The sequence below is a fragment of the Neisseria sp. HMSC055H02 genome, assembly GCF_001813335.1.
Taxonomy (GTDB): domain Bacteria; phylum Pseudomonadota; class Gammaproteobacteria; order Burkholderiales; family Neisseriaceae; genus Neisseria; species Neisseria sicca_C.
Window position 1 is genome coordinate 80512 of the sequence record NZ_KV812097.1, and the last position, 22156, is coordinate 102667.

Annotated in this window: 23 protein-coding genes and 2 pseudogenes; 12 read left to right on the forward strand and 13 right to left on the reverse strand. The window is 51.6% G+C overall.

What is annotated here, in order from left to right; genetic code table 11:
- Positions 1–218: 218 nt before the first annotated feature.
- On the forward strand, positions 219–683 hold the full coding sequence (locus HMPREF2907_RS07790; protein ID WP_070681852.1) for a pilin: 465 nt from the start codon (positions 219–221) through the stop codon (positions 681–683).
- 124 nt (positions 684–807) lie between these two features.
- Complete coding sequence (locus HMPREF2907_RS07795; RefSeq protein ID WP_070681855.1) at positions 808–1248, forward strand: pilin; 441 nt, start codon at positions 808–810, stop codon at positions 1246–1248.
- Positions 1249–1510: 262 nt separating this feature from the next.
- Here the strand turns inward: HMPREF2907_RS07795 and tyrS are convergent, their stop codons facing one another.
- Positions 1511–2809 carry a tyrosine--tRNA ligase gene (gene tyrS / locus HMPREF2907_RS07800; protein ID WP_070681858.1) on the reverse strand — a complete coding sequence of 433 codons (1299 nt, stop codon included), beginning with the start codon at positions 2807–2809 and terminating at the stop codon, positions 1511–1513.
- A gap of 68 nt (positions 2810–2877) precedes the next feature.
- A complete protein-coding gene (ychF, locus tag HMPREF2907_RS07805) occupies positions 2878–3969 on the reverse strand; it encodes a redox-regulated ATPase YchF (protein ID WP_070681861.1) in 1092 nt (363 codons plus the stop codon).
- A gap of 192 nt (positions 3970–4161) precedes the next feature.
- Between ychF and murI the strand changes: the two genes are divergently transcribed.
- On the forward strand, positions 4162–4971 hold the full coding sequence (gene murI, locus HMPREF2907_RS07810; protein ID WP_070681864.1) for a glutamate racemase: 810 nt from the start codon (positions 4162–4164) through the stop codon (positions 4969–4971).
- Between the two features lie 114 nt (positions 4972–5085).
- Here murI and HMPREF2907_RS11975 read toward each other — a convergent pair whose 3' ends face one another.
- The 6 genes from HMPREF2907_RS11975 to HMPREF2907_RS07835 all read right to left on the reverse strand — a co-directional run bounded on the left by HMPREF2907_RS11975 (position 5086) and on the right by HMPREF2907_RS07835 (position 8307).
- Positions 5086–5292 carry a hypothetical protein gene (locus tag HMPREF2907_RS11975; protein WP_210388598.1) on the reverse strand — a complete coding sequence of 69 codons (207 nt, stop codon included), beginning with the start codon at positions 5290–5292 and terminating at the stop codon, positions 5086–5088.
- A 290-nt stretch (positions 5293–5582) separates the two neighbouring features.
- The gene (gene yidC, locus HMPREF2907_RS07815) at positions 5583–7226 is read right to left on the reverse strand and encodes a membrane protein insertase YidC (protein ID WP_070681867.1); all 1644 of its coding nucleotides are present in this window, start codon (positions 7224–7226) and stop codon (positions 5583–5585) included.
- A gap of 112 nt (positions 7227–7338) precedes the next feature.
- Positions 7339–7560, reverse strand: coding sequence for a membrane protein insertion efficiency factor YidD (gene yidD, locus HMPREF2907_RS07820; RefSeq protein WP_003758087.1), 222 nt, complete (start codon positions 7558–7560; stop codon positions 7339–7341).
- Complete coding sequence (gene rnpA, locus HMPREF2907_RS07825; protein WP_003758090.1) at positions 7560–7898, reverse strand: ribonuclease P protein component; 339 nt, start codon at positions 7896–7898, stop codon at positions 7560–7562. The genes yidD and rnpA overlap by 1 nt, the downstream gene beginning before the upstream one ends.
- A gap of 2 nt (positions 7899–7900) precedes the next feature.
- On the reverse strand, positions 7901–8035 hold the full coding sequence (gene rpmH, locus HMPREF2907_RS07830; protein WP_002214728.1) for a 50S ribosomal protein L34: 135 nt from the start codon (positions 8033–8035) through the stop codon (positions 7901–7903).
- A gap of 53 nt (positions 8036–8088) precedes the next feature.
- Complete coding sequence (locus HMPREF2907_RS07835; protein ID WP_231286228.1) at positions 8089–8307, reverse strand: hypothetical protein; 219 nt, start codon at positions 8305–8307, stop codon at positions 8089–8091.
- Between the two features lie 153 nt (positions 8308–8460).
- On the opposite strand from HMPREF2907_RS07835, the gene dnaA reads away from it, so the two are divergent.
- Both dnaA and dnaN read left to right on the forward strand, forming a co-directional pair.
- On the forward strand, positions 8461–10011 hold the full coding sequence (dnaA, locus tag HMPREF2907_RS07840) for a chromosomal replication initiator protein DnaA (RefSeq protein WP_070681870.1): 1551 nt from the start codon (positions 8461–8463) through the stop codon (positions 10009–10011).
- Positions 10012–10159: 148 nt separating this feature from the next.
- Entirely contained in the window at positions 10160–11263 is a 1104-nt protein-coding gene (dnaN, locus tag HMPREF2907_RS07845; RefSeq protein WP_003758101.1) for a DNA polymerase III subunit beta, read from the forward strand.
- 65 nt (positions 11264–11328) lie between these two features.
- Here the strand turns inward: dnaN and yjgA are convergent, their stop codons facing one another.
- A complete protein-coding gene (gene yjgA / locus HMPREF2907_RS07850; RefSeq protein WP_070681873.1) occupies positions 11329–11862 on the reverse strand; it encodes a ribosome biogenesis factor YjgA in 534 nt (177 codons plus the stop codon).
- A gap of 279 nt (positions 11863–12141) precedes the next feature.
- Between yjgA and pmbA the strand changes: the two genes are divergently transcribed.
- From pmbA to HMPREF2907_RS13715, 5 genes and pseudogenes are all read left to right on the forward strand, one after another.
- On the forward strand, positions 12142–13473 hold the full coding sequence (pmbA, locus tag HMPREF2907_RS07855) for a metalloprotease PmbA (protein ID WP_070681876.1): 1332 nt from the start codon (positions 12142–12144) through the stop codon (positions 13471–13473).
- Between the two features lie 86 nt (positions 13474–13559).
- Entirely contained in the window at positions 13560–14741 is a 1182-nt protein-coding gene (locus HMPREF2907_RS07860; protein WP_070681879.1) for a glycosyltransferase, read from the forward strand.
- A gap of 123 nt (positions 14742–14864) precedes the next feature.
- A complete protein-coding gene (gene dusA / locus HMPREF2907_RS07865) occupies positions 14865–15869 on the forward strand; it encodes a tRNA dihydrouridine(20/20a) synthase DusA (protein WP_070681882.1) in 1005 nt (334 codons plus the stop codon).
- Positions 15870–15954: 85 nt separating this feature from the next.
- Positions 15955–16566 (forward strand): annotated as a pseudogene (locus tag HMPREF2907_RS07870) (phosphatase domain-containing putative toxin).
- A gap of 244 nt (positions 16567–16810) precedes the next feature.
- A pseudogene (locus HMPREF2907_RS13715) lies at positions 16811–16873 on the forward strand (transposase); the annotation flags it as partial.
- A gap of 122 nt (positions 16874–16995) precedes the next feature.
- Here the strand turns inward: HMPREF2907_RS13715 and cysE are convergent.
- Entirely contained in the window at positions 16996–17814 is an 819-nt protein-coding gene (gene cysE, locus HMPREF2907_RS07875; RefSeq protein ID WP_003768130.1) for a serine O-acetyltransferase, read from the reverse strand.
- A gap of 171 nt (positions 17815–17985) precedes the next feature.
- Here cysE and grpE point away from each other — a divergent pair, with 171 nt between their 5' ends.
- Positions 17986–18549: a nucleotide exchange factor GrpE gene (gene grpE, locus HMPREF2907_RS07880; protein ID WP_009311594.1), complete on the forward strand. Its 564-nt coding sequence runs from the start codon at positions 17986–17988 to the stop codon at positions 18547–18549.
- A gap of 303 nt (positions 18550–18852) precedes the next feature.
- Positions 18853–20784, forward strand: a complete 1932-nt coding sequence (dnaK, locus tag HMPREF2907_RS07885; RefSeq protein ID WP_003768126.1) for a molecular chaperone DnaK — start codon at positions 18853–18855, stop codon at positions 20782–20784.
- A 172-nt stretch (positions 20785–20956) separates the two neighbouring features.
- Here the strand turns inward: dnaK and HMPREF2907_RS07890 are convergent, their stop codons facing one another.
- The 3 genes from HMPREF2907_RS07890 to HMPREF2907_RS07900 form a co-directional block, all read right to left on the reverse strand.
- Positions 20957–21232: a hypothetical protein gene (locus HMPREF2907_RS07890; RefSeq protein ID WP_070681884.1), complete on the reverse strand. Its 276-nt coding sequence runs from the start codon at positions 21230–21232 to the stop codon at positions 20957–20959.
- 39 nt (positions 21233–21271) lie between these two features.
- Complete coding sequence (locus HMPREF2907_RS07895) at positions 21272–21565, reverse strand: hypothetical protein (protein WP_070681888.1); 294 nt, start codon at positions 21563–21565, stop codon at positions 21272–21274.
- 80 nt (positions 21566–21645) lie between these two features.
- On the reverse strand, positions 21646–21954 hold the full coding sequence (locus tag HMPREF2907_RS07900) for a Blp family class II bacteriocin (RefSeq protein ID WP_107842477.1): 309 nt from the start codon (positions 21952–21954) through the stop codon (positions 21646–21648).
- Positions 21955–22156 lie beyond the last annotated feature (202 nt).

The following is a 22156-nucleotide window of genomic DNA, read 5'->3' on the forward strand; positions in this document are numbered from 1 at the left end:
TATTTTCACAAAAAATCCAAAAAAATCCAGACTTGGCACATCCCCTGCTTGATACATTACGTCCGGCAAGGAAATACAAGTAACGAAGTCCGAACCGGGAAGCTGTATATTCCTTCTACTTGATGGTTTTACTCATAAAACAAGAGAGCCAAACACATTACGGTTTTTTAACAACAAACATTTTTATTCACAACACTTTTTAAACTGGAGTTTATTAAATGAAAGCAATCCAAAAAGGTTTCACCCTGATCGAATTGATGATCGTCGTAGCAATTATCGGTATCTTGGCCGCTATCGCCCTGCCTATGTACGGCGACTACACTGCCCGTGCACAAGCGACTGAAGGCTACGAACTCTTGGGTGGTATGAAAACGCCTTTGGTTGAGGCAGTGGCTGCAAGCAGTAATGCAAAAGCTTGTAAAAATGATGCTGCTTGGTACACCTCTTCTGTGCGTGAAGGTAAATATGTAAGTGGTGTTGCCCCTGCCGCTGCTGGTACTGGTGATGCTGCTACTTGCGCCCTGACCGCTACCTTCAAAGCAGCAACCGAAGGTGTCAATGACAAAGTGGCTGGGAACACTATTACCATGACCCTGACTCCTGCAACTGGTGCTTGGGCTTGTACGACCAACCTGGCTGACAACGTAGCACCTGCTGCTTGCCGTGCTGCCGCAAAAAAATAACAGCTAATTTCATAAATAGTGAAATAACAAAGCCCGCTCTGGCGGGCTTTTCTAACATCTATTCCAGTAACTCAAATCGGGCAAACTGATTCTGTTCCAAACTCACTTCATTAAAGGTCGTCGTATGAAACAACAAGGTTTTACTATTACCGAACTGATGATCGTCGTTGCCATTCTCGGCATACTTGCCGCTATCGCCCTGCCATTGTTCGGCAACTATACCGCCAAGGCGCAGGCAACTGAAGGGCATGAAATCCTTGCCGGTCTGAAAAGTCCGCTGGTCGAGGCTATTTCTACCGAGGGTATCAATGCCTGTGATACCACCAAACCTTGGTTTACCTCCAGCGTACATACAGGCAATTTCGTCAACGGCGTTGCTCTGAAAAAGACTGAAACCCAATGCCTGCTGACCGTTACTTTCAAAAGCAGTGGCGTAAACGACAAAATCACCAATAAAAAAATTAATATCCGCTATACCGTAGGATCGGGAGTATGGGAATGCGGCACGGACGTGGACAAAGAATTACGCACTGCTTCATGCCAAGGCGACCTGTTGTCGCTATAATTAAAGACGTAGCAAAGTAGCGTGGGCTTTGCTCACGAAAATGTCGGGCAAAAGATGTCGTCTGAAATTTTGGGCGTGGTTGGTGGGCAAAGCCCACGCTATGGCTTGGGTAGTTGATGGTGGTTAGTTTTTGTAGGTGTATCGGATTGCAGTACAACAAAATCTGAATTTTTCAATGTTAGGTTTGACAAATCAACTCTGATTAAAAACAAAAAGGTCGTCTGAAAACGGATTTCAGACGACCTTTGTCATTTATTAAGGCTTATTTCCAAACCAAGAGCGCGTGGTTGCGTTTGCCGCGCCGTACGATGGTGTATTTGCCGAAGCGTTTGTGCGCATCGGTCAGCAGATAGGCATCGTCGGGGCGTTCGGTAGCGTGGTTCGGATTGTTCAGTTCGGCGGCTTGTCCGTTGAGCAATACCGCTTTGCTGTTCACAAAACCGCGCGCTTCTTTGTTGGAAGATGCCAAGCCGGTTTTGACTAAGGCTTCAACGACGTTGAGGTCGTCTGAAACTTCAAATGCGGGCAGACCGTCGAGGGCGAGCTGTTCGAAGTCGCCTTCGGTCAGGCTGCTTTGGTCTTCGGCAAACAGGCTTTCGGAAATGCGCTGCGCGGCTTGCAGGGCGGCTTCGCCGTGAATCAGGCGGGTCATTTCTTCGGCGAGGATGCGTTGCGCTTCTGGCTTGGTGCCGCTGGCTTGGTCTTTCGCTTCGATGGCATCGATTTCTTCGATAGACAGGAAGGTGAAGTATTTCAGGAATTTATACACATCGGCATCGGCAACTTTCAGCCAAAACTGGTAGAACTGATACGGTGAGGTTTTCTTCGCGTTCAGCCATACCGCGCCGCCTTCGGTTTTGCCGAATTTGGTGCCGTCGGATTTGGTGACCAAAGGCAGGGTCAGACCGAATACTTGTTTTTGGTTCAGACGACGGGTCAGGTCGATACCGGCGGTGATGTTGCCCCATTGGTCGGAGCCGCCGATTTCCAAAACCGCGCTATGGCGTTTGTTCAATTCGGCAAAGTCGTAGCCTTGCAGCAGGGAGTAGGCAAACTCGGTGAAGGAAATGCCGACGTCGTCGCGCTCGATGCGTTGTTTGACGGATTCTTTGTTCAACATGGCGTTGACGGAGAAATGCTTGCCGATGTCGCGCAGGAAATCGAGGCAGTTCATGCTGCCGAACCAGTCGGCGTTGTTGGCCATAATGGCGGCGTTGTCGCCTTCAAAGCTCAAAAAAGGTTTCAGTTGGTTGCGGATGCTTTCTACCCAGCCGGCAACGGTTTCGGCGGAATTCAAGCTGCGCTCCACCGCTTTGAAGCTGGGGTCGCCGATCATACCGGTCGCGCCGCCCACCAAGGCAATCGGCGTATGCCCCGCCTGTTGAAAACGACGCAATGCCAATACGGGCAGCAAGTGTCCGATATGCAGGCTGTCGGCGGTCGGGTCGAAACCGCAGTAGAGGGCGATTTTTTGTTCGTTTAACAAAGCGTCTAAGGCTTCGATGTCGGTAGTTTGCGCGATAAGGCCGCGCGCTTTCAAATCTTGGATAACGGAGGTCATGGGTTTCCTTCAATGTTTCAGACGACCTTGATTTGGCAAAGGTCGTCTGAAAAAGCGTTTTGCTTGGTTTATACGTTAAACAAAAAGTGCATTACATCCCCGTCCTGCACGACATATTCCTTGCCTTCTACGCGCATTTTGCCGGCTTCTTTGGCTTTGGCTTCGCCGCCGAGCGAGACAAAGTCGTCGTAGGCAATGACTTGGGCGCGGATGAAGCCGCGTTCGAAGTCGGTGTGGATGACGCCGGCGGCTTGCGGGGCGGTGTCGCCTTTGTGGATGGTCCAGGCGCGGACTTCTTTGACACCGGCGGTGAAGTAGGTTTGCAGGCCCAAGAGGTCGTAGCCCGCGCGGATCAGGCGGTTCAAGCCGGGTTCTTCCAAGCCCATCTCGGCGAGGAATTCGGCTTTTTCGTCGTCTTCCAATTCGGCGATTTCACTTTCCATCGCGGCACAAACGGCGACAACAGGGGCGTTTTCTTTTTCAGCCAATTCTTTCAGGCGGTCGAGGTGCGGATTGTTTTCAAAACCGTCTTCGGCAACGTTGCCGACGTACATGGCGGGTTTGGCGGTCAGCAGGAACAGCGGTTTGAGCATGGCGAGTTCTTCCGCGTCCAAGCCGAAGGAGCGGACGGGTTTGCCTTCGTCCAGATGCGGCAGCAGTTTTTTGCACAGTTCGACCAGTTTTTGTGCGTCTTTGTCGCCTGAGCGGGCGCGTTTTTCTTCTCGGACGATGGCTTTTTCAACGCTGGCGAGGTCGGCAAGGGCTAATTCGGTGCCGATGGTTTCGATGTCGGCAATCGGATCGACTTTGCCTGCGACGTGGACTATGTTGTCGTCGTCAAAGCAGCGCACGACGTTGACGATGGCGTCGGTTTCGCGGATGTTGGCAAGGAACTGGTTGCCCAAGCCTTCGCCTTTGCTCGCGCCTGCGACCAAACCGGCAATGTCGACGAACTCGACGATGGCGGGCTGCATTTTTTGTGGGTTGACGATTTTCGCCAGCTCCGCCATGCGCGGGTCGGGCACTTCGACGATGCCGACGTTGGGTTCGATGGTGCAGAAGGGATAGTTCGCCGCTTCGATGCCCGATTGGGTCAGCGCGTTAAAGAGGGTGGATTTGCCGACGTTGGGCAGGCCGACGATGCCGCATTTCAAGCTCATGGTTTTTCCTGAAAAGATAAAAGTTTAACGGCGGATTATAGCATATCGGGGAATGACTCAAAAACTGTAAAGATCGTCTGAAAACGCCGTTTCCACACAACCCAAACCCTTTCAGACGACCTCCGTCCCTGTTAAGCCTTGCGCCGAACGTGTACAATCGCCCCATCATACCTAATCCGTACAAACCGCATCATGACTATCAGCAAACAACGCCCCATCGGCGTTTTCGATTCCGGCGTCGGCGGCCTGACCAACGTCCGTGCCCTGATGGAACGCCTGCCGATGGAAAACATCATCTACTTCGGCGACACCGCCCGCGTTCCCTACGGCACCAAATCCCGCGCCACCATCGAAACCTTCGCCATGCAGATTGTCGATTTCCTGCTGGAAAACGATGTCAAGGCGCTCGTCATCGCGTGCAACACCATTGCCGCCGTTGCCGGACAAAAAATCCGTCAAAAAGCAGGCAATATGCCTGTATTGGACGTGATTTCCGCCGGCGCGCAGGCCGCTCTGAACACCACGCGCAACAACAAAATCGGCATCATCGCCACCAACACCACCGTCAACAGCAACGCCTACGCCCGCGCCATCCACACCCAAAACCCCGACACGCTCGTGCGCACGCAGGCGACGCCGCTGCTCGTGCCGCTGGTGGAAGAAGGCTGGCTCGACCACGAAGTAACCCGCCTGACCGTGCGCGAATACCTCAAACCGCTCTTGGTGGACGACATCGATACGCTCGTCCTCGGCTGCACCCACTTCCCGCTGCTCAAGCCCCTGATCGGCAAAGAAGCGCAAAACGTCGCCCTGGTCGATTCCGCCATCACCACCGCCGAAGCGCTCGCCCAAGCGCTCGCCCAAGCAGGGCTGCTCAACACTGAAAACGACAGCCCCGACTACCGCTTCTACGTCAGCGACATACCCCTGCGCTTCCGCACCATAGGCGAACGCTTCCTCGGACGCAGCATGGAACAAATCGAAATGGTCTCGCTGGGATAAGGCATATCCCGCATACCAAAACGAGAGGTCGTCTGAAAACCCGTGTTTCGAGCTTTCAGACGACCTTTTTGAATGAGGCGAATCAAAGCTATTGCCAATCCTGATCCGCTTGTCTCATCGTTCAAGCATTTCTCGAGTAACTAAGGGAATAAAATCCAAATTGCTGTCCACAGAGGCGGATAGCTTTTCGGGCAGACTGGGAGCTGCATCGTGGTGAAAACAGGCAAGATTGAGATCTACGCCCGATAGGCTTTCGGGGCGGCGGAAGAAGTTGTCTTTCTGATAGCGGTAGGAAGCAAACCAATAGCAACGATAATCCATGCGCTCAAAATGGCGGATTAAATCGAGGCAGTTGTCAGGCTGAGCATATGTAAAGACGTCCGCATGATGATGCCCTTTAAAAAATAATGAATTGATTTGATTCGATACTTTGAAAATTATTTTCTTAATGCGTGTATCAGGCTGCTTCGCCGGGGCTTAAATTTTGCCTATCGAATCAAGCCCGACAGTGTAGTCGAGTTAAGTCGAAGCCGACAAACCATCGGTATTCTAATAGAAAAGATCGTCTGAAATTAAGTTTTCAGACGACCTTTTTGTGTGTCAAACCGCTGTTAGGAAATAACTTCGCCTTGGGTGCGTTGTTTGTCGATGCTGCGGTTGATGTGCCATTGTTGGGCGATGGTCAGGAGGTTGTTGACTACCCAGTACAATACCAGACCTGCAGGGAAGAAGAAGAACATGGCTGAGAAAATCAGCGGCATGACTTTCATCATTTTTGCCTGCATCGGGTCGGTCGGCGGCGGGTTGAGGAATGTTTGGGCAAACATGGTTACCGCCATAATTACGGGCAGAATGTAGTAAGGGTCGGAGCGGCTAAGGTCGGTAATCCAACCCAGCCAAGGAGCCTGACGCAATTCTACGGAGGCGAACAATGCCCAGTACAAGCCGATGAAGACGGGGATTTGCAACAGCATGGGTAGGCAGCCGCCCAGCGGGTTGATTTTTTCGTCTTTGTAAAGCTGCATCATGGCTTGCTGTTGCGCCATACGGTCGTCGCCGTATTTTTCTTTGATGGCTTGCAGTTTGGGCGCGGCGGCGCGCATTTTTGCCATCGAGCGGTAAGAGGCGTTGGTCAGCGGGTAGAGTACGGCTTTGACGATAATGGTCAAAACGATGATTGCCCAGCCCCAGTTGCCGATAATGTTGTGCAGTTGGTTCAGGAGCCAGAAGAGGGGGGAGGCGAACCAGTGTACTTTGCCGTAGTCTTTTGCCAGTTGCAGGTTGTCGGCGATATTGGCGATGACGGATGTGGTCTGCGGGCCGGCGTAGAGGTTGATGGAGGCTTCGGATTTCGCGCCGTTTTGGATGGCAGCGAGGGGAACGCTGACGCTGGTACTGTACAGGTTGTCGTTGCGACGTTTGATGTCGATACGGCAGTCGCCTGCGGCGCAAACGCTTTGTCCGCCTTTGGGTTGGAGAATCCAGGTGGACATAAAGTGGTGTTCAATCATGCCGAGCCAGCCGGTTTGGGTTTTGCGGGCGTATTCGGCTTCGTTTTTACCTGATTTGGCATCGTCGTCCAAGTCGGAGAAGCTGACTTTTTGGAATTTGCCTTCAGGGGTGTACACGACGGGGCCGAGGTAGGAATGGGTAAAGTAGCCTTGACCTTCAGGTTCGCTGCGGTCGCGCACGATGCGGTAGTCTGCGCTCAGGTTGGCGGGCTTGCCGCTGGTGTTGGTGATGTCGAAACGGACGTTGACGAGGTAGCTGTCTTTGGTAAAGGTATAGACCTTGTCGATTTTCAGTCCGTTTGTTTCAGGCGCGCTCAGGCGGACTTCGACTTTGTCGCCGTTGAGGCTGTATTGTTTTTGCGCTGCGGTAAAGTTGACGCCTTTCAGGATGTTGTTGCCTTGTGCGTCCAAAAGCTCGGACTGGGCAACGTAGGTGTATTCTTTGCTGTCGTTAAACAGGGTGAAGGGTTTGTTTTCGTCGCCATTTGCTTTGTATTTGAGCAGGGTCATTTGACGCAGGTCGCCGCTTTTTTCGTCGATGACGGCTTTGACCGTGTCGGTTGTTACGGTAATCGGCGTTGCGGGGGCGAGTGCAGCTTCAGCGGCAGCGGTTGCGGCGGTTTGCTGCTGTTGCTGCGCGGCTTGTTGTGCCGGATTGGGTTTGGGGCTGGGGAAGAAATGTTCCCAGCCGGCAAAGATTGCCAGCGAAATGGCAAAAAATGCCACAAGTCTTTTAAAATCCATAAGAGATTCCTGGAATTGACGGGTATGTAATGGAGATGAAAACTGCTTCAGACGGCATTATATAGAAACCGACGGGAAATTAAAGGAAATCAAATTATCCGAATGATTCGGATTACGGGACGGGGTCGTGTCCGTGTCCGCCGAAAGGGTGGCAGCGGGCGATGCGTTTGAGGGCGAGCCAGCCGCCTTTGAATGCGCCGTATTTTTTGACTGCCTCGACCGCATATTGCGAACAGGTCGGGGTATAGCGGCAGCGCGGTGGTATCAGCGGGCTGACGGCGTATTGGTAAAAACGGATCAGCGCGAGGATGAATTTGGACAACAGAGTATTCATCAGCGTTTGCGCATGAGTTGCGCCAATTGGTTTCGGGCTTCGGCGGCATTTTGCCGGTTGAATGCCAGGCGGACGCGTACGACGAAATCATGTGGCGGCAGGCTGTTTTTGTTCAGCCTGAACCAATCGCGGATGACGCGCTTCATGTAGTTGCGTTCATGCGCGCGTTTCGCTGTTTTTTTGCTGACGACCAAGCCGAGCCGCGGATGGTTCAATCCGTTGTCGGCAGATTGGGAAACTTGCAGCAAATCGCGGCTGCGCCGGTTTTTGAACGCAAAAACGGATGAAAAATCATCCGTTTTTAATAAGCGGTACTGCTTTCCGAAGCGGTAGTCCAAAATTACACTGCCAAGCGTTTGCGGCCTTTGGCGCGACGAGCTGCCAATACTGCGCGGCCACCGCGGGTTTTGGAGCGAACCAGGAAGCCGTGGGTACGTTTGCGTTTGGTAACAGAAGGTTGATAAGTGCGTTTCATGATGTTTCCTAAAAAATCGGTAGATAAATAAACCGTGAATTACACTCTAATTTTCATCTTTTGTCAATCTCGGTTGAGTAAATGGATATGGCGCGCGGGGTGATTCGGTTTGCGGATTTGCGCGGCGCTTTGTGGATAAAATTTCCGGCAGGTTGTGGATAAAGTTTGGCGGAGTGGGTATAATCGGCACTTCCTGTCCCTTTGTCGGGCGATAGGTCGTCTGAAAATGTTGATGCGGATTTATCGTGATGATTTTCCAAAAATAATTTCATTGTATTTTCAGACGGCGTCCGGTTTGGCGGATAGAGTTTGTGCGGTATTTGCGACACTTTTTCCGTCGGGCTGAAACCGCATTTTCAAAGGTTGCAATTTCCGACGGTTTCTCTCCGTTTCTTTCCAACGATTTCCACGACTCGAGCTTATTCATGACGCTAGCAGAATTTTGGCCGCAGTGCCTCCGCCGACTTCACGATATTTTGCCTGCCGGGCAGTTCGCGCAATGGATTGCGCCCTTGACCGTGGGCGAGGAAAACGGCGTGTGGGTGGTTTACGGTAAAAACCAATTTGCCTGCAATATGCTCAAAAGCCAGTTTGCCGCCAAAATCGAAGTGGTGCGTGCGGAATTGGCTCCGCTGCAAGCGGCTTTTGCGTTTAAGGCGGGCGTGGGGCAGCATTATGAAATGGCGGAAAATGCGGGGGCGGTTGCGCCTGAACACGCTGCGTTGACGGAAGAAATGCCGAAAGCGGACGCACAAGAATCTTTTTCGGACGAGACGTCGTCTGAAAACTCAGACAAACCCTCCGTTGCGAAAACGGCGGCGGACATATTGGCGCAGCGCATGAAAAACCTGCCGCACGAAAACAAGCAGCCTGCCGCCGCGCCTACAGAATCCAAAGTCGTTGCCAAAGCCAAAACGGAAGCGCAGCGCGATGCGGAAGAAGCGCGTTACGAGCAGACCAATCTGTCGCGCGACTATACATTCGATACTTTGGTAGAAGGTAAGGGCAACCGCCTTGCCGCCGCCGCCGCCCAAGCCATTGCCGAGAACCCGGGGCAGGGCTACAACCCGTTTTTCCTGTATGGCAGCACGGGTTTGGGTAAAACCCACTTGGTGCAGGCCATCGGTAACGAACTGCTGAAAAACCGTCCTGACGCCAAAGTGCGCTATATGCATTCAGACGACTATATCCGCAGCTTTATGAAGGCGGTGCGCAACAATACTTATGATGTATTCAAGCAGCAATACAAACAATACGATCTGCTGATTATCGACGACATCCAGTTCATCAAAGGCAAAGACCGTACGATGGAAGAATTCTTCTATCTGTACAACCATTTCCATAACGAGAAAAAACAGCTCATCCTCACTTGCGACGTGTTGCCTGCCAAAATCGAAGGCATGGACGACCGCCTCAAATCGCGTTTTTCATGGGGTTTGACTTTGGAACTCGAGCCGCCCGAGCTGGAAATGCGCGTGGCGATTTTGCAGAAAAAGGCAGAAGCAGCAGGCATCAGCATTGAAGACGAAGCCGCATTGTTTGTCGCCAACCTGATTCGTTCCAACGTGCGCGAACTGGAAGGCGCATTCAACCGCGTCAGCGCCAGCAGCCGCTTCATGAACCGCCCCGTTATCGACATGGATTTGGCGCGTACGGCTTTGCAGGACATCATTGCCGAAAAACACAAAATCATTACCGCCGATACCATTATCGACGCGACTGCCAAATATTACCGCATTAAAATCAGCGATATACTCGGCAAAAAGCGCACGCGCAACATTGCCCGTCCGCGTCAGGTCGCCATGAGCCTGACCAAAGAACTTACCACTCTCAGCCTGCCGTCCATCGGCGACGCGTTCGGCGGACGCGACCACACGACCGTCATGCACGGCGTGAAAGCCGTAGCAAAACTGCGCGAAGAAGATCCCGAGTTGGCGCAAGATTACGAAAAACTCCTGATTCTGATTCAAAACTGAGTCAGAACCGTCTTTCAGACGACCCCTCTCTTAAAAGGTCGTCTGAAAACACAAATACACTTTGATTTTAACGGCGGCGAATCAACCATCTCGTCCGCCGAACCCGATTCAAAAACACCCGAAATAACCGATTCAAAAGGAATTGACCATGCTGATTTTACAAGCCGACCGCGACAGTCTGCTCAAGCCGCTGCAAGCCGTTACCGGTATCGTCGAACGCCGCCATACCCTGCCCATCCTCTCTAACGTCCTGCTCGAAAGCAAAGACGGTCAAACCAAACTCTTGGCGACCGACTTGGAAATCCAAATCAACACCGCCGGTCCGGAAAGTCAGGCAGGCGACTTCCGCATCACCACCAACGCCAAAAAATTCCAAGACATCTTGCGCGCCTTGCCTGATAGCGCCATCGTTTCGCTTGACTGGGCGGACAACCGCCTGACCCTGCGTGCAGGCAAATCACGCTTCGCCCTGCAAACCCTGCCTGCCGAAGACTTCCCGCTGATGAGCGTCGGCGAAGACATCAGCGCCGCGTTTTCTCTGTCGCAAGAAACCTTCAAAACCATGCTCTCGCAAGTCCAATACAGCATGGCGGTACAAGACATCCGCTACTACCTCAACGGCTTGCTGATGCAGGTTGAAGGCAACCAACTGCGCCTCGTCGCCACCGACGGCCACCGCCTTGCCTACGCCGCCAGCCAAATCGAAGCCGAACTGCCCAAAACCGAAGTCATCCTGCCGCGCAAAACCGTTTTGGAACTCTTCAAATTGCTGAACAACCCGTCCGAACCCATCAGCGTCGAGTTGCTCAACAACCAAGTACGCTTCCAATGCAACGGCACGACCATCGTCAGCAAAGTCATCGACGGCAAATTCCCCGACTTCAATCGCGTCATCCCGCTGGACAACGACAAAATCTTCCTCGTTTCCCGTACCCAACTTTTGGGTGCACTTGAACGTGCCGCCATCCTTGCCAACGAAAAATTCCGCGGCGCGCGCCTGTTCCTGCAACCCGGCCTCTTGAGCGTCGTGTGCAGCAACAACGAGCAGGAAGAAGCCCGCGAAGAACTCGAAATCGCCTACCAAGGCGGCGAACTCGAAGTCGGCTTTAACATCGGCTATCTGATGGATGTATTGCGCAACATCCATTCCGACGATATGCAGCTCGCCTTCGGCGATGCCAACCGCTCGACCTTGTTTACTGTGCCGAACAATCCGAACTTCAAATACATCGTTATGCCGATGCGCATCTGATGCAGCGGTTGTTTTGAAATGAATAAAAAGGTCGTCTGAAGTTGGTTTTCAGACGACCTTTTTATTTATTCTTCCCAATCCCGCGTTTCTTCCAAATCATCGCTCTGACTGCCTTCCATGACGGATTTGATTTCTTGGAAGAGTGCGCGGAAGTTTTTCGGCGGTTTGTTTTGTTCCTGCTCTTTTTTCGTGTTGCGGATTAAGGTGCGCAATTTGCCTGCGTCGGCATGGGGGAAGTCCGCCATGAATTGGGTGATTGCGTTGTCGTCCGCCAAGAGGCGCGTGCGGGCTTGTTCGACGCGTTGTAAGAAGGCGTTGTGGGCGGTATTTTCGCCGCGCAGTTTGGCGAGGAAGGCTTCGATGGGCGCGGGGTCGGTGTCGCGCATGAGCCTGCCGATGAATTGGCTTTGGCGTTTGAGCGCGCCGTTGGACGTGATTTTTTTGTAGGTAACGACGGCTTCGTACAAGTCTTCGTCCAAGCCGATTTTTTTCAGCGTATCGGTCGAGAGTTTGGTCAACTCCATGCCCAAAGCCTGCAAATCGTTCATCTGCTTTTTCATTTGGGTTTTGCTGACCCATTCGTCTTCGTTTTCAAACATTTTGATAAACCTTTAATTTTGTTTCGGGTATTTTAGCACGTTCGGGCAGGTTCCACGTCAATGCCCTGTTGAAACGGCGTTTTCAGACGATCTTTTATAGTGGATTAAATTTAAACCAGTACGGCGTTGCCTCGCCCTTACCGTACTATCTGTACTGTCTGCGGCTTCGTCGCCTTGTCCTGATTTAAATTTAATCCACTATAGCTTCTGCGGCGGTATTTTTGCCGAGGTCGTCTGAAAACGGTTAAAATGCCGCAAACCTCTGTCAGGAAACCTTTTATGCTGTTTAACCACACCGCCTCCGAGCTGACCGGCTTATGCGGGCACGCCTTGGATTTGGCAAAAAACATGGGCGCGGCGGCTGCCGAAGCCGACTTTAGCGAATCCATCGGACAAAGCGTCAGCGTACGGCTGGGCGAAATCGAACAAATCGAGTTCCAGCAGGATAAATCGCTGGATATTACCGTGTACGTCGGCAAACGCAAAGGCCGCGCCAGCACCGCCGACTTTTCCGAAAAAGCCCTGCAAGACACCGTCAAAGCCGCTATCGACATCGCCCGCTATACCGCCGAAGACGATTGCGCAGGTCTGGCAGATGCTTCACTGATGGCGCGACACGTCGGCGACCTCGACCGTTATCACGAATGGGATTTAAGCACGGAAGCCGCCGTCGAGTTGGCAAAACAATGTGAACAAGCCGCCCTGAGCGCGGATGAACGCATCGAAAACTCCGAAGGCGCAGGCGTTCAGACCGGACATTACCAATACGTTTACGGCAACACCCACGGCTTCACCGCCCACCAACAAGGCACGCGCCACAGCATTTCGTGCAGCATCGTTGCCGCCGACGAAAACGGTATGCAGCGTGACTACTGGTACGACGCAGCCTGCCGCCATCAAGACATGGACAGCCCCGAGCAAATCGGCAAAACCGCCGCCGAGCGTACCTTACGTCGTCTGAACAGCCGCAGCATCCCGACAGGCAGCTATCCCGTCCTCTTCGATACCACCGTCGCAGGAGGCCTTATCGGACACCTCGTCGGCGCACTCAGCGGCGGCGCGCTCTACCGCCAAAGCAGCTTCCTGATCGACAGCATAGGCAGAAAAGTCCTGCCCGATTTCCTCAGCCTGCGCGAAGAACCGCACATCACCCGCGCCTTCGGCAGCACTTATTTCGACTCCGAAGGCGTCGCCACGCGGCCGCGTTTCGTCATCCGCGACGGCATTGTCGAAGGCTATTTCCTCAGCAGTTACAGCGCGAGAAAACTCGGTATGCAGACCACGGGCAACGCCGGCGGCGCGCACAACATTTATTTGAACCATACGCACGAAACGCAGTCCGACCTGCTGAAAGAAATGGGCACGGGATTGTTGGTTACCGAGCTTATGGGGCAGGGCGTGAACACCATCACGGGCGACTACTCGCGCGGCGCGGCAGGCTTTTGGGTGGAAAACGGCATCATCAGCCACCCCGTCCAAGAAATCACCATCGCCGGCCGCTTGCAGGATATGTACCTCGGCATCGTCGGTACTGCCAACGACGCGCTGCGCCGCTCTTCCAACAAAATCGGTTCGGTGCTGATCGAGAGCATGACCGTGGCGGGGGAGTAGGTTTTACCCGGTTATTAAAAAGGTCGTCTGAAAACGGCGAATGTTTTTTCAGACGACCTCAGATTGATTATTACGAAAGTTTTTTCATGCACGTTGCCGTTATTCCTTCTTGGTATCCCAAAACTGAAACCGATGTGGACGGAATCTTTTTCCGTCTTCAAGCACAAGCCTTGCAGCGAAAAGGTTTGAAAGTCGGGGTGATTGCGCCGATGTTCCGCTATTTGCGCGTCCATACCAAATCTATTTTTACCGGTCCGTACGGCATCCGGAAACACAATCAGGGCGGGTTGAATACCTACGCTTACGACAGTATGTATTTTTTCCCCCGTTTTCCTGTTATTGATTTGGACCGCATCCGCTGGGTGCGCGCGGGGATGAAGGCATTTGCGCGGTATGTGCGTGAAAACGGCCGCCCCGATATTGTTCATGCACACTCCATGAACTACGCGGGCATCCTCGCTTACGAAATTTATAAGACTTACGGTATTCCCTACGTCATTACCGAACACAGTAGCACCATTACCCGCAACCTCATACGGCCCCACCAATGGCCGATCATGCGCCTCGCTGCCGAACATAGTGCCGCGCGTTTTGCCGTCAGCCGCGATTTCAGCCGCCTGCTGAAGGAAAAATACGGTTTGGAATGGGAATACCTGCCCAACGTACTGGGCGACAATTTCGCACGGGATTTCACGTTTCCCGATAAAGGAAACCAAGACTACACCTTCTGTACCGTTTCGCATCTGCGCCATCTGAAAGGGCATGACCTCCTGCTGCCGGCCTTTGCGAAAGCATTGGAAAAATATCCTTTCCTCAAATTGAAAATCGGCGGGGACGGCGTGGAAGCCGCCAATTTGCGCCGTTTGGCACAAGAGTTGGGCATTACGCATGCCGTCAGCTTCCTCGGCGCGCTCACTACGGACGAAGTATTAGATTTGATGCGCCAAAGCGACGCTTTCGTCCTTGCCAGCCGCACGGAAACCTTCGGGGTCGTGTTTATTGAAGCGTTGTCTCAGGGCTTGCCCGTCATCGCCACCATGTGCGGTGGTCCGCAATCCATCGTTACGCCCGGGAACGGTATTTTGGTGCCGACCGAAAATATCCCCGCGCTTACCGGTGCATTGATTGAAATGTATGAAAATCGCGAACGCTTCGATCATGAAAAACTGCGTCGAGATTGTTTGGCGGAGTTTAGCGAGGAGGTTATCGCTTCAAGCTTAATCCGAGCATTTGAACAAATCGTCGGAGAAAAGCAAAAGCAACCTTAAGCTTTGCTATACAGCCAACTGGAGCATCGGTTTTCCGCCGTCCCGCCATCCGTTTAATCCGTTTCCTTTTCAGACGACCTTCAAGAACAAAGGTCGTCTGAAACACTGTTTACACACTACATAATGTCTCAAACCAACCTCCCGTCCCGCCGCCTTTCCGTCGCCCCCATGCTCGACTGGACGGACCGCCACTACCGCTACCTCGCCCGCCAAATTACCCGCAACACATGGCTTTACAGCGAAATGGTCAATTCCGGTGCCATCGTTTATGGCGACAAAGACCGCTTTTTGATGTTCAACGAAGGCGAGCAGCCCGTCGCCCTGCAACTGGGCGGCAGCGACCCGTCCGATTTGGCGAAAGCGGCCAAAGCCGCAGAAGAATACGGCTACAACGAGGTCAACCTCAACTGCGGCTGCCCCAGCCCGCGCGTACAGAAAGGCTCGTTCGGCGCGTGTCTGATGAACGAAGTCATGCTGGTTGCCGACTGCCTCAACGCCATGCAGGACGCGGTCGGCATCCCCGTTACCGTCAAACACCGCATCGGCGTTGACAGGCAGACCGAATACCAAACCGTCGCCGATTTCGTCGGCACGCTGCGCGACAAAACCGCTTGCAAAACCTTCATCGTCCACGCCCGCAACGCATGGCTGGACGGACTCTCCCCCAAAGAAAACCGCGACGTTCCGCCGTTGAAATACGATTACGTTTACCGCTTGAAAAAAGAGTTTCCCGATCTGGAAATCATCATCAACGGCGGCATCACCACCAACGAAGCAATCGCCGGACACCTGCAACACGTTGACGGCGTAATGGTCGGACGCGAGGCGTATCACAACCCGATGATCATGCATGAATGGGACAGGCTGTTTTACGGCGATACCCGCAGCCCGATTGAATACGCCGATTTGGTGCAACGCCTCTACACATACAGCCAAACCCAAATCCAAGCCGGGCGCGGCACAATCTTGCGCCACATCGTCCGCCACAGCCTCGGGCTGATGCACGGCCTGAAAAACGCCCGCACCTGGCGGCGTATGCTTTCCGACGCGACGCTGTTGAAAGACAACGACGGCAGCCTGATTCTCGCCGCGTGGAAAGAGGTCGAGAGGGCGAACGTATGGGAATAAAGCGATTTTCTCAAACATCAAACACGTCGTCTGAAAACAGATTCCTTTTTCAGACGACCTTTTTACCTTTTGAATCCATCCCTATATGATGAAACGAACCATACCGATTATCTTCTCAGCCTTCCTGCTTGCCGCCTGCCAAGCCTCGTCCACTCAAGAAACACGAACCATGAATACCCGACTTTGGGCAGTATCCGTCAAGCAAGATGCCAACTTTTACCGTATCGACGACAAACTCTACCGCAGCGAACAGCCCGTCCCCGAGGACGGCGAAACCATTTCACAGCAGGGTATCAAAAGCGTCGTCAATCTGCGCTTTTTCGACCGCAATGACGACGACCATCTCAAACCATACGGCATCAACATCATCAACCGCCCGCTGCTGTCGTGAAATGTCAAACCTAAAGACATCGCCGAAATCCTGTACCTGATTGAAAAACAGCAACAAAACGGCGCAGTCCTCATCCATTGCTACCACGGTGCGGACAGGACGGGGCTGATTGCCGGAATGTACCGCATCCTTTACCAAGGCTGGCAGATTGAAGAGGCAAAAGCCGAAATGCAGCACGGTCCCTACGGTTACCACAGCATTTGGAAAAATATCGCCAACCTATTTACCGAAGCAAAAGTACAGGAAGTCAAAAACCATTTGGAACGCCTGCGCAGCAACGAACGGAATGCAGTATCGGGGCAATAACGCTGACTTATACATCCAATACCGACTCTGGCTGCCAAGCTGATTTTTAGAGACAACATATTTATTGGTGCATTATTCCCGCTCAGACGGGAATCCATCGGAAATCTTCAATTCAAAATTAGATTCAATCCTATGAGGAATGGCGGTTAACAGCGGGCGTCGTATCAAAAAAATAAGCGTGTCAGCCGTATATAAAAAGGTCGTCTGAAAACCTTATCCATCAGGTTTTCAGACGACCTTTTTATATAGTGGATTAAATTTAAATCAGGACAAGGCGACGAAGCCGCAGACAGTACAGATAGTACGGTACCGATTCACTTGGTGCTTCAGCACCTTAGAGAATCGTTCTCTTTGAGCTAAGGCGAGGCAACGCCGTACTGGTTTAAAGTTTAATCCACTATATTTGCGGTCTTAATCGGACAATTCAATTCAAATCACAAAATCCATCGCCGTACCCTGCAAACTCTGGTCCATGTCCGCCGATGGGGTTTTGACCGAACGCCCCACCGGTTTGGCAGGTACGCCGACGACGGTGATTGACGACGGTACGTCCGCAACGACCACGCTGCCTGCGCCGATTTTGGAATTGTCGCCGATGCGGATGTTGCCCAATATCGAAGCGTTCGCGCCGATCATCACGCCGTCGCCGATTTTCGGATGGCGGTCGCCGCTTTCCTTGCCCGAGCCGCCGAGCGTTACGCCGTGCAGGATGGAAATATTGTTGCCCAACACGGCAGTTTCGCCGGCGACGAAACCGGTGGCGTGGTCGAGCATCAGCCCATGACCGAAACGGGCGGCGGGGTGAATATCGACGCCGAAGACTTCCGACATACGATTTTGCAGGAAATACGCCAGCGTTTTTCGGCCGTTTTGATAGAGCCAGTGATTGATGCGGTGCGCCTGAATGGCGTGGAAACCTTTGAAATACAGAAGCGGCAGCGAATATTCGTCGCACGCGGGGTCGCGTTCGTAAATGGCTTTCAAGTCGGCTTCGACGCAGTTGCTGATGCGCGCGTCGCTGCCCAATGCCTGCTGGTAAATTTCAAACAGGGCGCGCACGTCCATAATCGGGCTGCCGAGTTTGCTGGAAAGGTGGTAGGCAAGGACGGAATCGAGCGAGTCGTGGCGCAATACGGTTTGGTGCAAAAAGCTCGCCAGCATCGGTTCGGCTGCGGCTGCGGCTGCGGTTTCTTCGCGGATGGTGTGCCAGAGGTTGAAATCGGTTGTGTTCAGGTGGTCTTTTTTCATGTTGGGGGTCGTCTGAAAATAGGATGGTGTCGGTGTATCTTACCTTTTATCAACGATTTGCGATAGCGCATTGCGGAATATGCTTATGATGGTTTCCGTGTGCTTGAAGTTTTTTCAGACGACCTTATATAAAGTAGCATTCGATTCAAACCATTCCAAAGGATGCATGAAATGAGCGAACATCACGAACAATATCAACACGAAACCGAAGAGGCGGCAAACGCAGAAGCCGCCCAAGCCCCCAAAACCGAACAACCCGAAGCTACCGAACCGCCGACTTACGAAGAATTGCAGGCGCGTATCGCCGAGTTGGAAGGACAGTTGAAAGACAGCGAACTGCGCGGCCTAGCGAACGAGCAAAACCTGCGCCGCCGCCATCAGCAGGAAATTGCCGATACGCACAAATTCGCCGGACAAAAATTTGCCGCCGAAATGCTGCCGGTCAAAGACTATCTCGAAATGGCGCTGCTCGACCAAAGCGGCAATTTCGACGCGCTGAAAATGGGCGTGCAAATGACGCTGAACGAATTGCAAAAAGCATTTGACGCCACGCACATCAAAGAAATCAACCCGCAGCCCGGCGACAAACTCGACCCACACCAACATCAAGCAATGCAGGCGGTCGTCAGCGAGCAAGAGCCGAACACCATCGTCAGCGTCATGAAAAAAGGCTACACCCTGTCCGACCGCGTACTGCGTCCCGCAATGGTTGTCGTGGCGAAACAAGAATCCTGAAGGCACCGCTTGATAAAGTTTATCAAGCATAAAATTTTCAGACGACCCTTCCCCGTCCCTCAAGCTCCAATCCCGCTTTTGGAAAATCATTCCGATGATGCTCAATCGGAAAACAAAGACAAGGTCGTCTGAAAAACAAAATACCGTCCTGTGGATAAATAGTCTAGCTTGTTGAATTTTATATAAAAAAAATTTCAACAAAACCCTTGAAAAAATATCGGGCAACCTTATTTACAGGTCAACGGAACAAAATGTTCCACACAATTATTAATTTAGAAAAATCTTTTTAGGAGCAACATCAATATGGCAAAAGTAATCGGTATCGACTTAGGTACAACCAACTCTTGTGTATCCATCTCTGAAAACGGTCAAACCAAAGTTATTGAAAACGCAGAAGGCGCACGCACTACGCCGTCTGTCGTCGCTTATCTAGACGGCGGAGAAGTCCTCGTCGGCGCACCCGCCAAACGCCAAGCCGTAACCAACGCTAAAAACACCATCTACGCCGTCAAACGTTTGATCGGTCATAAATTTGAAGACAAAGAAGTCCAACGCGACATCGAATCCATGCCTTTCGAAATCATCAAAGCCAACAACGGCGACGCATGGGTGAAAGCGCAAGGCAAAGAGCTGTCTCCGCCGCAAGTTTCCGCAGAAGTCCTGCGTAAAATGAAAGAAGCCGCCGAATCTTATTTGGGCGAAAAAGTAACCGAAGCCGTGATTACCGTTCCGGCCTACTTCAACGACAGCCAACGTCAAGCCACCAAAGACGCAGGCCGCATCGCCGGTTTGGACGTAAAACGCATCATCAACGAGCCGACCGCAGCCGCTTTGGCATTCGGTATGGACAAAGGCGACAACAAAGACCGCAAAGTAGCCGTATATGACTTGGGCGGCGGTACCTTCGATATTTCCATCATCGAAATCGCCAACCTCGACGGCGACAAACAATTCGAAGTATTGGCCACCAACGGCGACACCTTCTTGGGTGGTGAAGACTTCGACCAACGCCTCATCGACTACATCATCGCCGAGTTCAAAAAAGACCAAGGCATTGATTTGAAACAAGACGTGATGGCATTGCAACGCCTGAAAGAGGCTGCCGAAAAAGCCAAAATCGAATTGTCTAGCGGCCAGCAAACCGAAATCAACCTGCCGTACATCACCATGGACGCAACCGGCCCGAAACACTTGGCAATGAAAATTACCCGTGCCAAATTTGAAAGCTTGGTTGAAGACCTGATTGCCCGCTCTATCGAGCCTTGCCGCACCGCATTGAAAGATGCCGGTTTGAGCACCAGCGACATCGACGACGTGATTTTGGTCGGCGGTCAAAGCCGTATGCCGAAAGTACAAGAAGCCGTTAGAGACTTCTTTGGCAAAGAGCCGCGCAAAGACGTGAACCCTGACGAAGCCGTTGCCGTAGGCGCAGCGATTCAAGGCGAAGTATTGAGCGGCGGCCGCAGCGACGTATTGCTGCTGGACGTAACCCCTCTGTCCTTGGGTATCGAAACCATGGGCGGCGTGATGACCAAGCTGATTCAGAAGAACACCACCATCCCGACCAAAGCGTCGCAAGTGTTCTCTACCGCCGAAGACAACCAAAGCGCAGTAACCATCCATGTGCTGCAAGGCGAACGCGAACGCGCTTCCGCCAACAAATCTTTGGGTCAGTTCAACTTGGGCGACATCGCACCCGCACCGCGCGGCATGCCGCAAATCGAAGTCACCTTCGACATTGACGCCAACGGCATCCTGCACGTTTCCGCCAAAGACAAAGGCACAGGCAAAGCAGCCAACATCACCATCCAAGGTTCTTCAGGCTTGAGCGAAGAAGAAATCGAACGCATGGTGAAAGATGCCGAAGCCAATGCTGAGGAAGATAAAAAACTGACTGAATTGGTCGCTTCCCGCAACCAAGCCGAAGCCCTGATTCACTCCGTGAAAAAATCTTTGGCCGACTACGGCGACAAACTCGACGCAGCCGAGAAAGAAAAAATCGAAGCCGCGCTGAAAGAAGCTGAAGAAGCCGTGAAAGGCGACGACAAAGCCGCCATCGATGCCAAAGCCGAAGCGCTGGGCACAGCCAGCCAAAAACTGGGCGAAATGGTTTACGCACAGGCACAAGCCGAAGCCCAAGCAGGCGAAAGCGCACAAGCCGAACCGTCTTCCGCCAAGAAAGACGACGACGTGGTAGATGCCGACTTTGAAGAAGTAAAAGACGACAAGAAATAATTGAGGCCGTCTGAAAAAAGCGCGAATCGCAAGGTTCGCGCTTTTTATTTTAATTATTTATAGTAAAAGGTCGTCTGAAAACTTTTCAGACGACCTTGGTTTTAGAAATTTTGACAGACAGGAAAAAGATATAATCCATTGAAAAGACAAGGTTGGGCTAATCTGTTTGTACCTATTCTGGAAGCGATTTTTTCTTTTTAGATTTTATGTATTTCAAGAACATCAGCTCAACCAAGGTACACATAATTAACACTTCGACCCAGTCGGGAAGAAAACGGTCTCCTCCAAAGAAATACTTCGGATTGATGATAAGGCTCAAAATCAAGTTCGCAAGGAAAACAGTAAAGCTGGCTGCAAAGCATATAATCAGCAATACCTTCCAGTATTGTTTGCTGAAACTTGCGACTAAATTCAAATTTTTATTATAATTTTCCCAAAAATTTTTCATGTCTTTATCCTTCTTATAAAGTTTGGGATTGTTCCGTATTTAATTTGAAGAAGAATCTTTCGAAGAAGCATTTTTCTGTTTGTACTGAATATATTTCAGGAATGTCCATATCATCAAGCTTACTGCGACGAGGCTTTCGATAATTTCTGAAAGGAAATATTCTTCCCCTAAAAAATATTTCGGATTGATCACATAGAGGCTCAGGATGGTGTTCACCCCGATGACAATAAAGTTTACAGCGAAGCTGATGACCAGTAGGACCTTCCAATATTTTTTGGCAAAATTGGCGAGCAACTGCAGGTTTTTCTTATAATTTTCCCAAAAATTTTTCATGCCTTTATCCTTCAGGATTATTGATAAAGAATCCGTATCCCGAAAATATTTACGGGATACGGAGTTTGATCGGCAATAATTTAATAGCCAAACGATCTTCTGGCGACAAACGAACCTAATCTGCCTCCTAAAACTCTACCTACATTGGCTCCGATAGCACCACCGGCAGCCATACCGCCCGGTCCTGCAATCGCGCCTAATGCCATTCCGGTAAAGCCGCCGGCAAAAGCACCTGCGCCGGCACCAACCCAGCGGCCGGCTCCTGAAACCGCGCTTCGACTGAAATTAAAGCCGCCGGAAACTTGTTGTAAATCTTCCATGTTAAGTGTTTGCATATTAGCACTCCAAAATGAAAAATAGGGTGAAAAGAGAATAGCAAGCATTTTCATCCGTTTGCTGTTGTATTGACAGCGGCAGATATGTGTTAGTTTGTTTTTTTGAAATTATTATTTAAGTTATATTAAAAAATGAAAACATAACAAATAGTCAAGAAATGATAAATTTAAATTGGTTATATCATCAAGACAGCAAGACAAAATTAAAAACAAGCTTTCAAGTTGCGATAAAAGGTCGTCTGAAAACTTTTCAGAC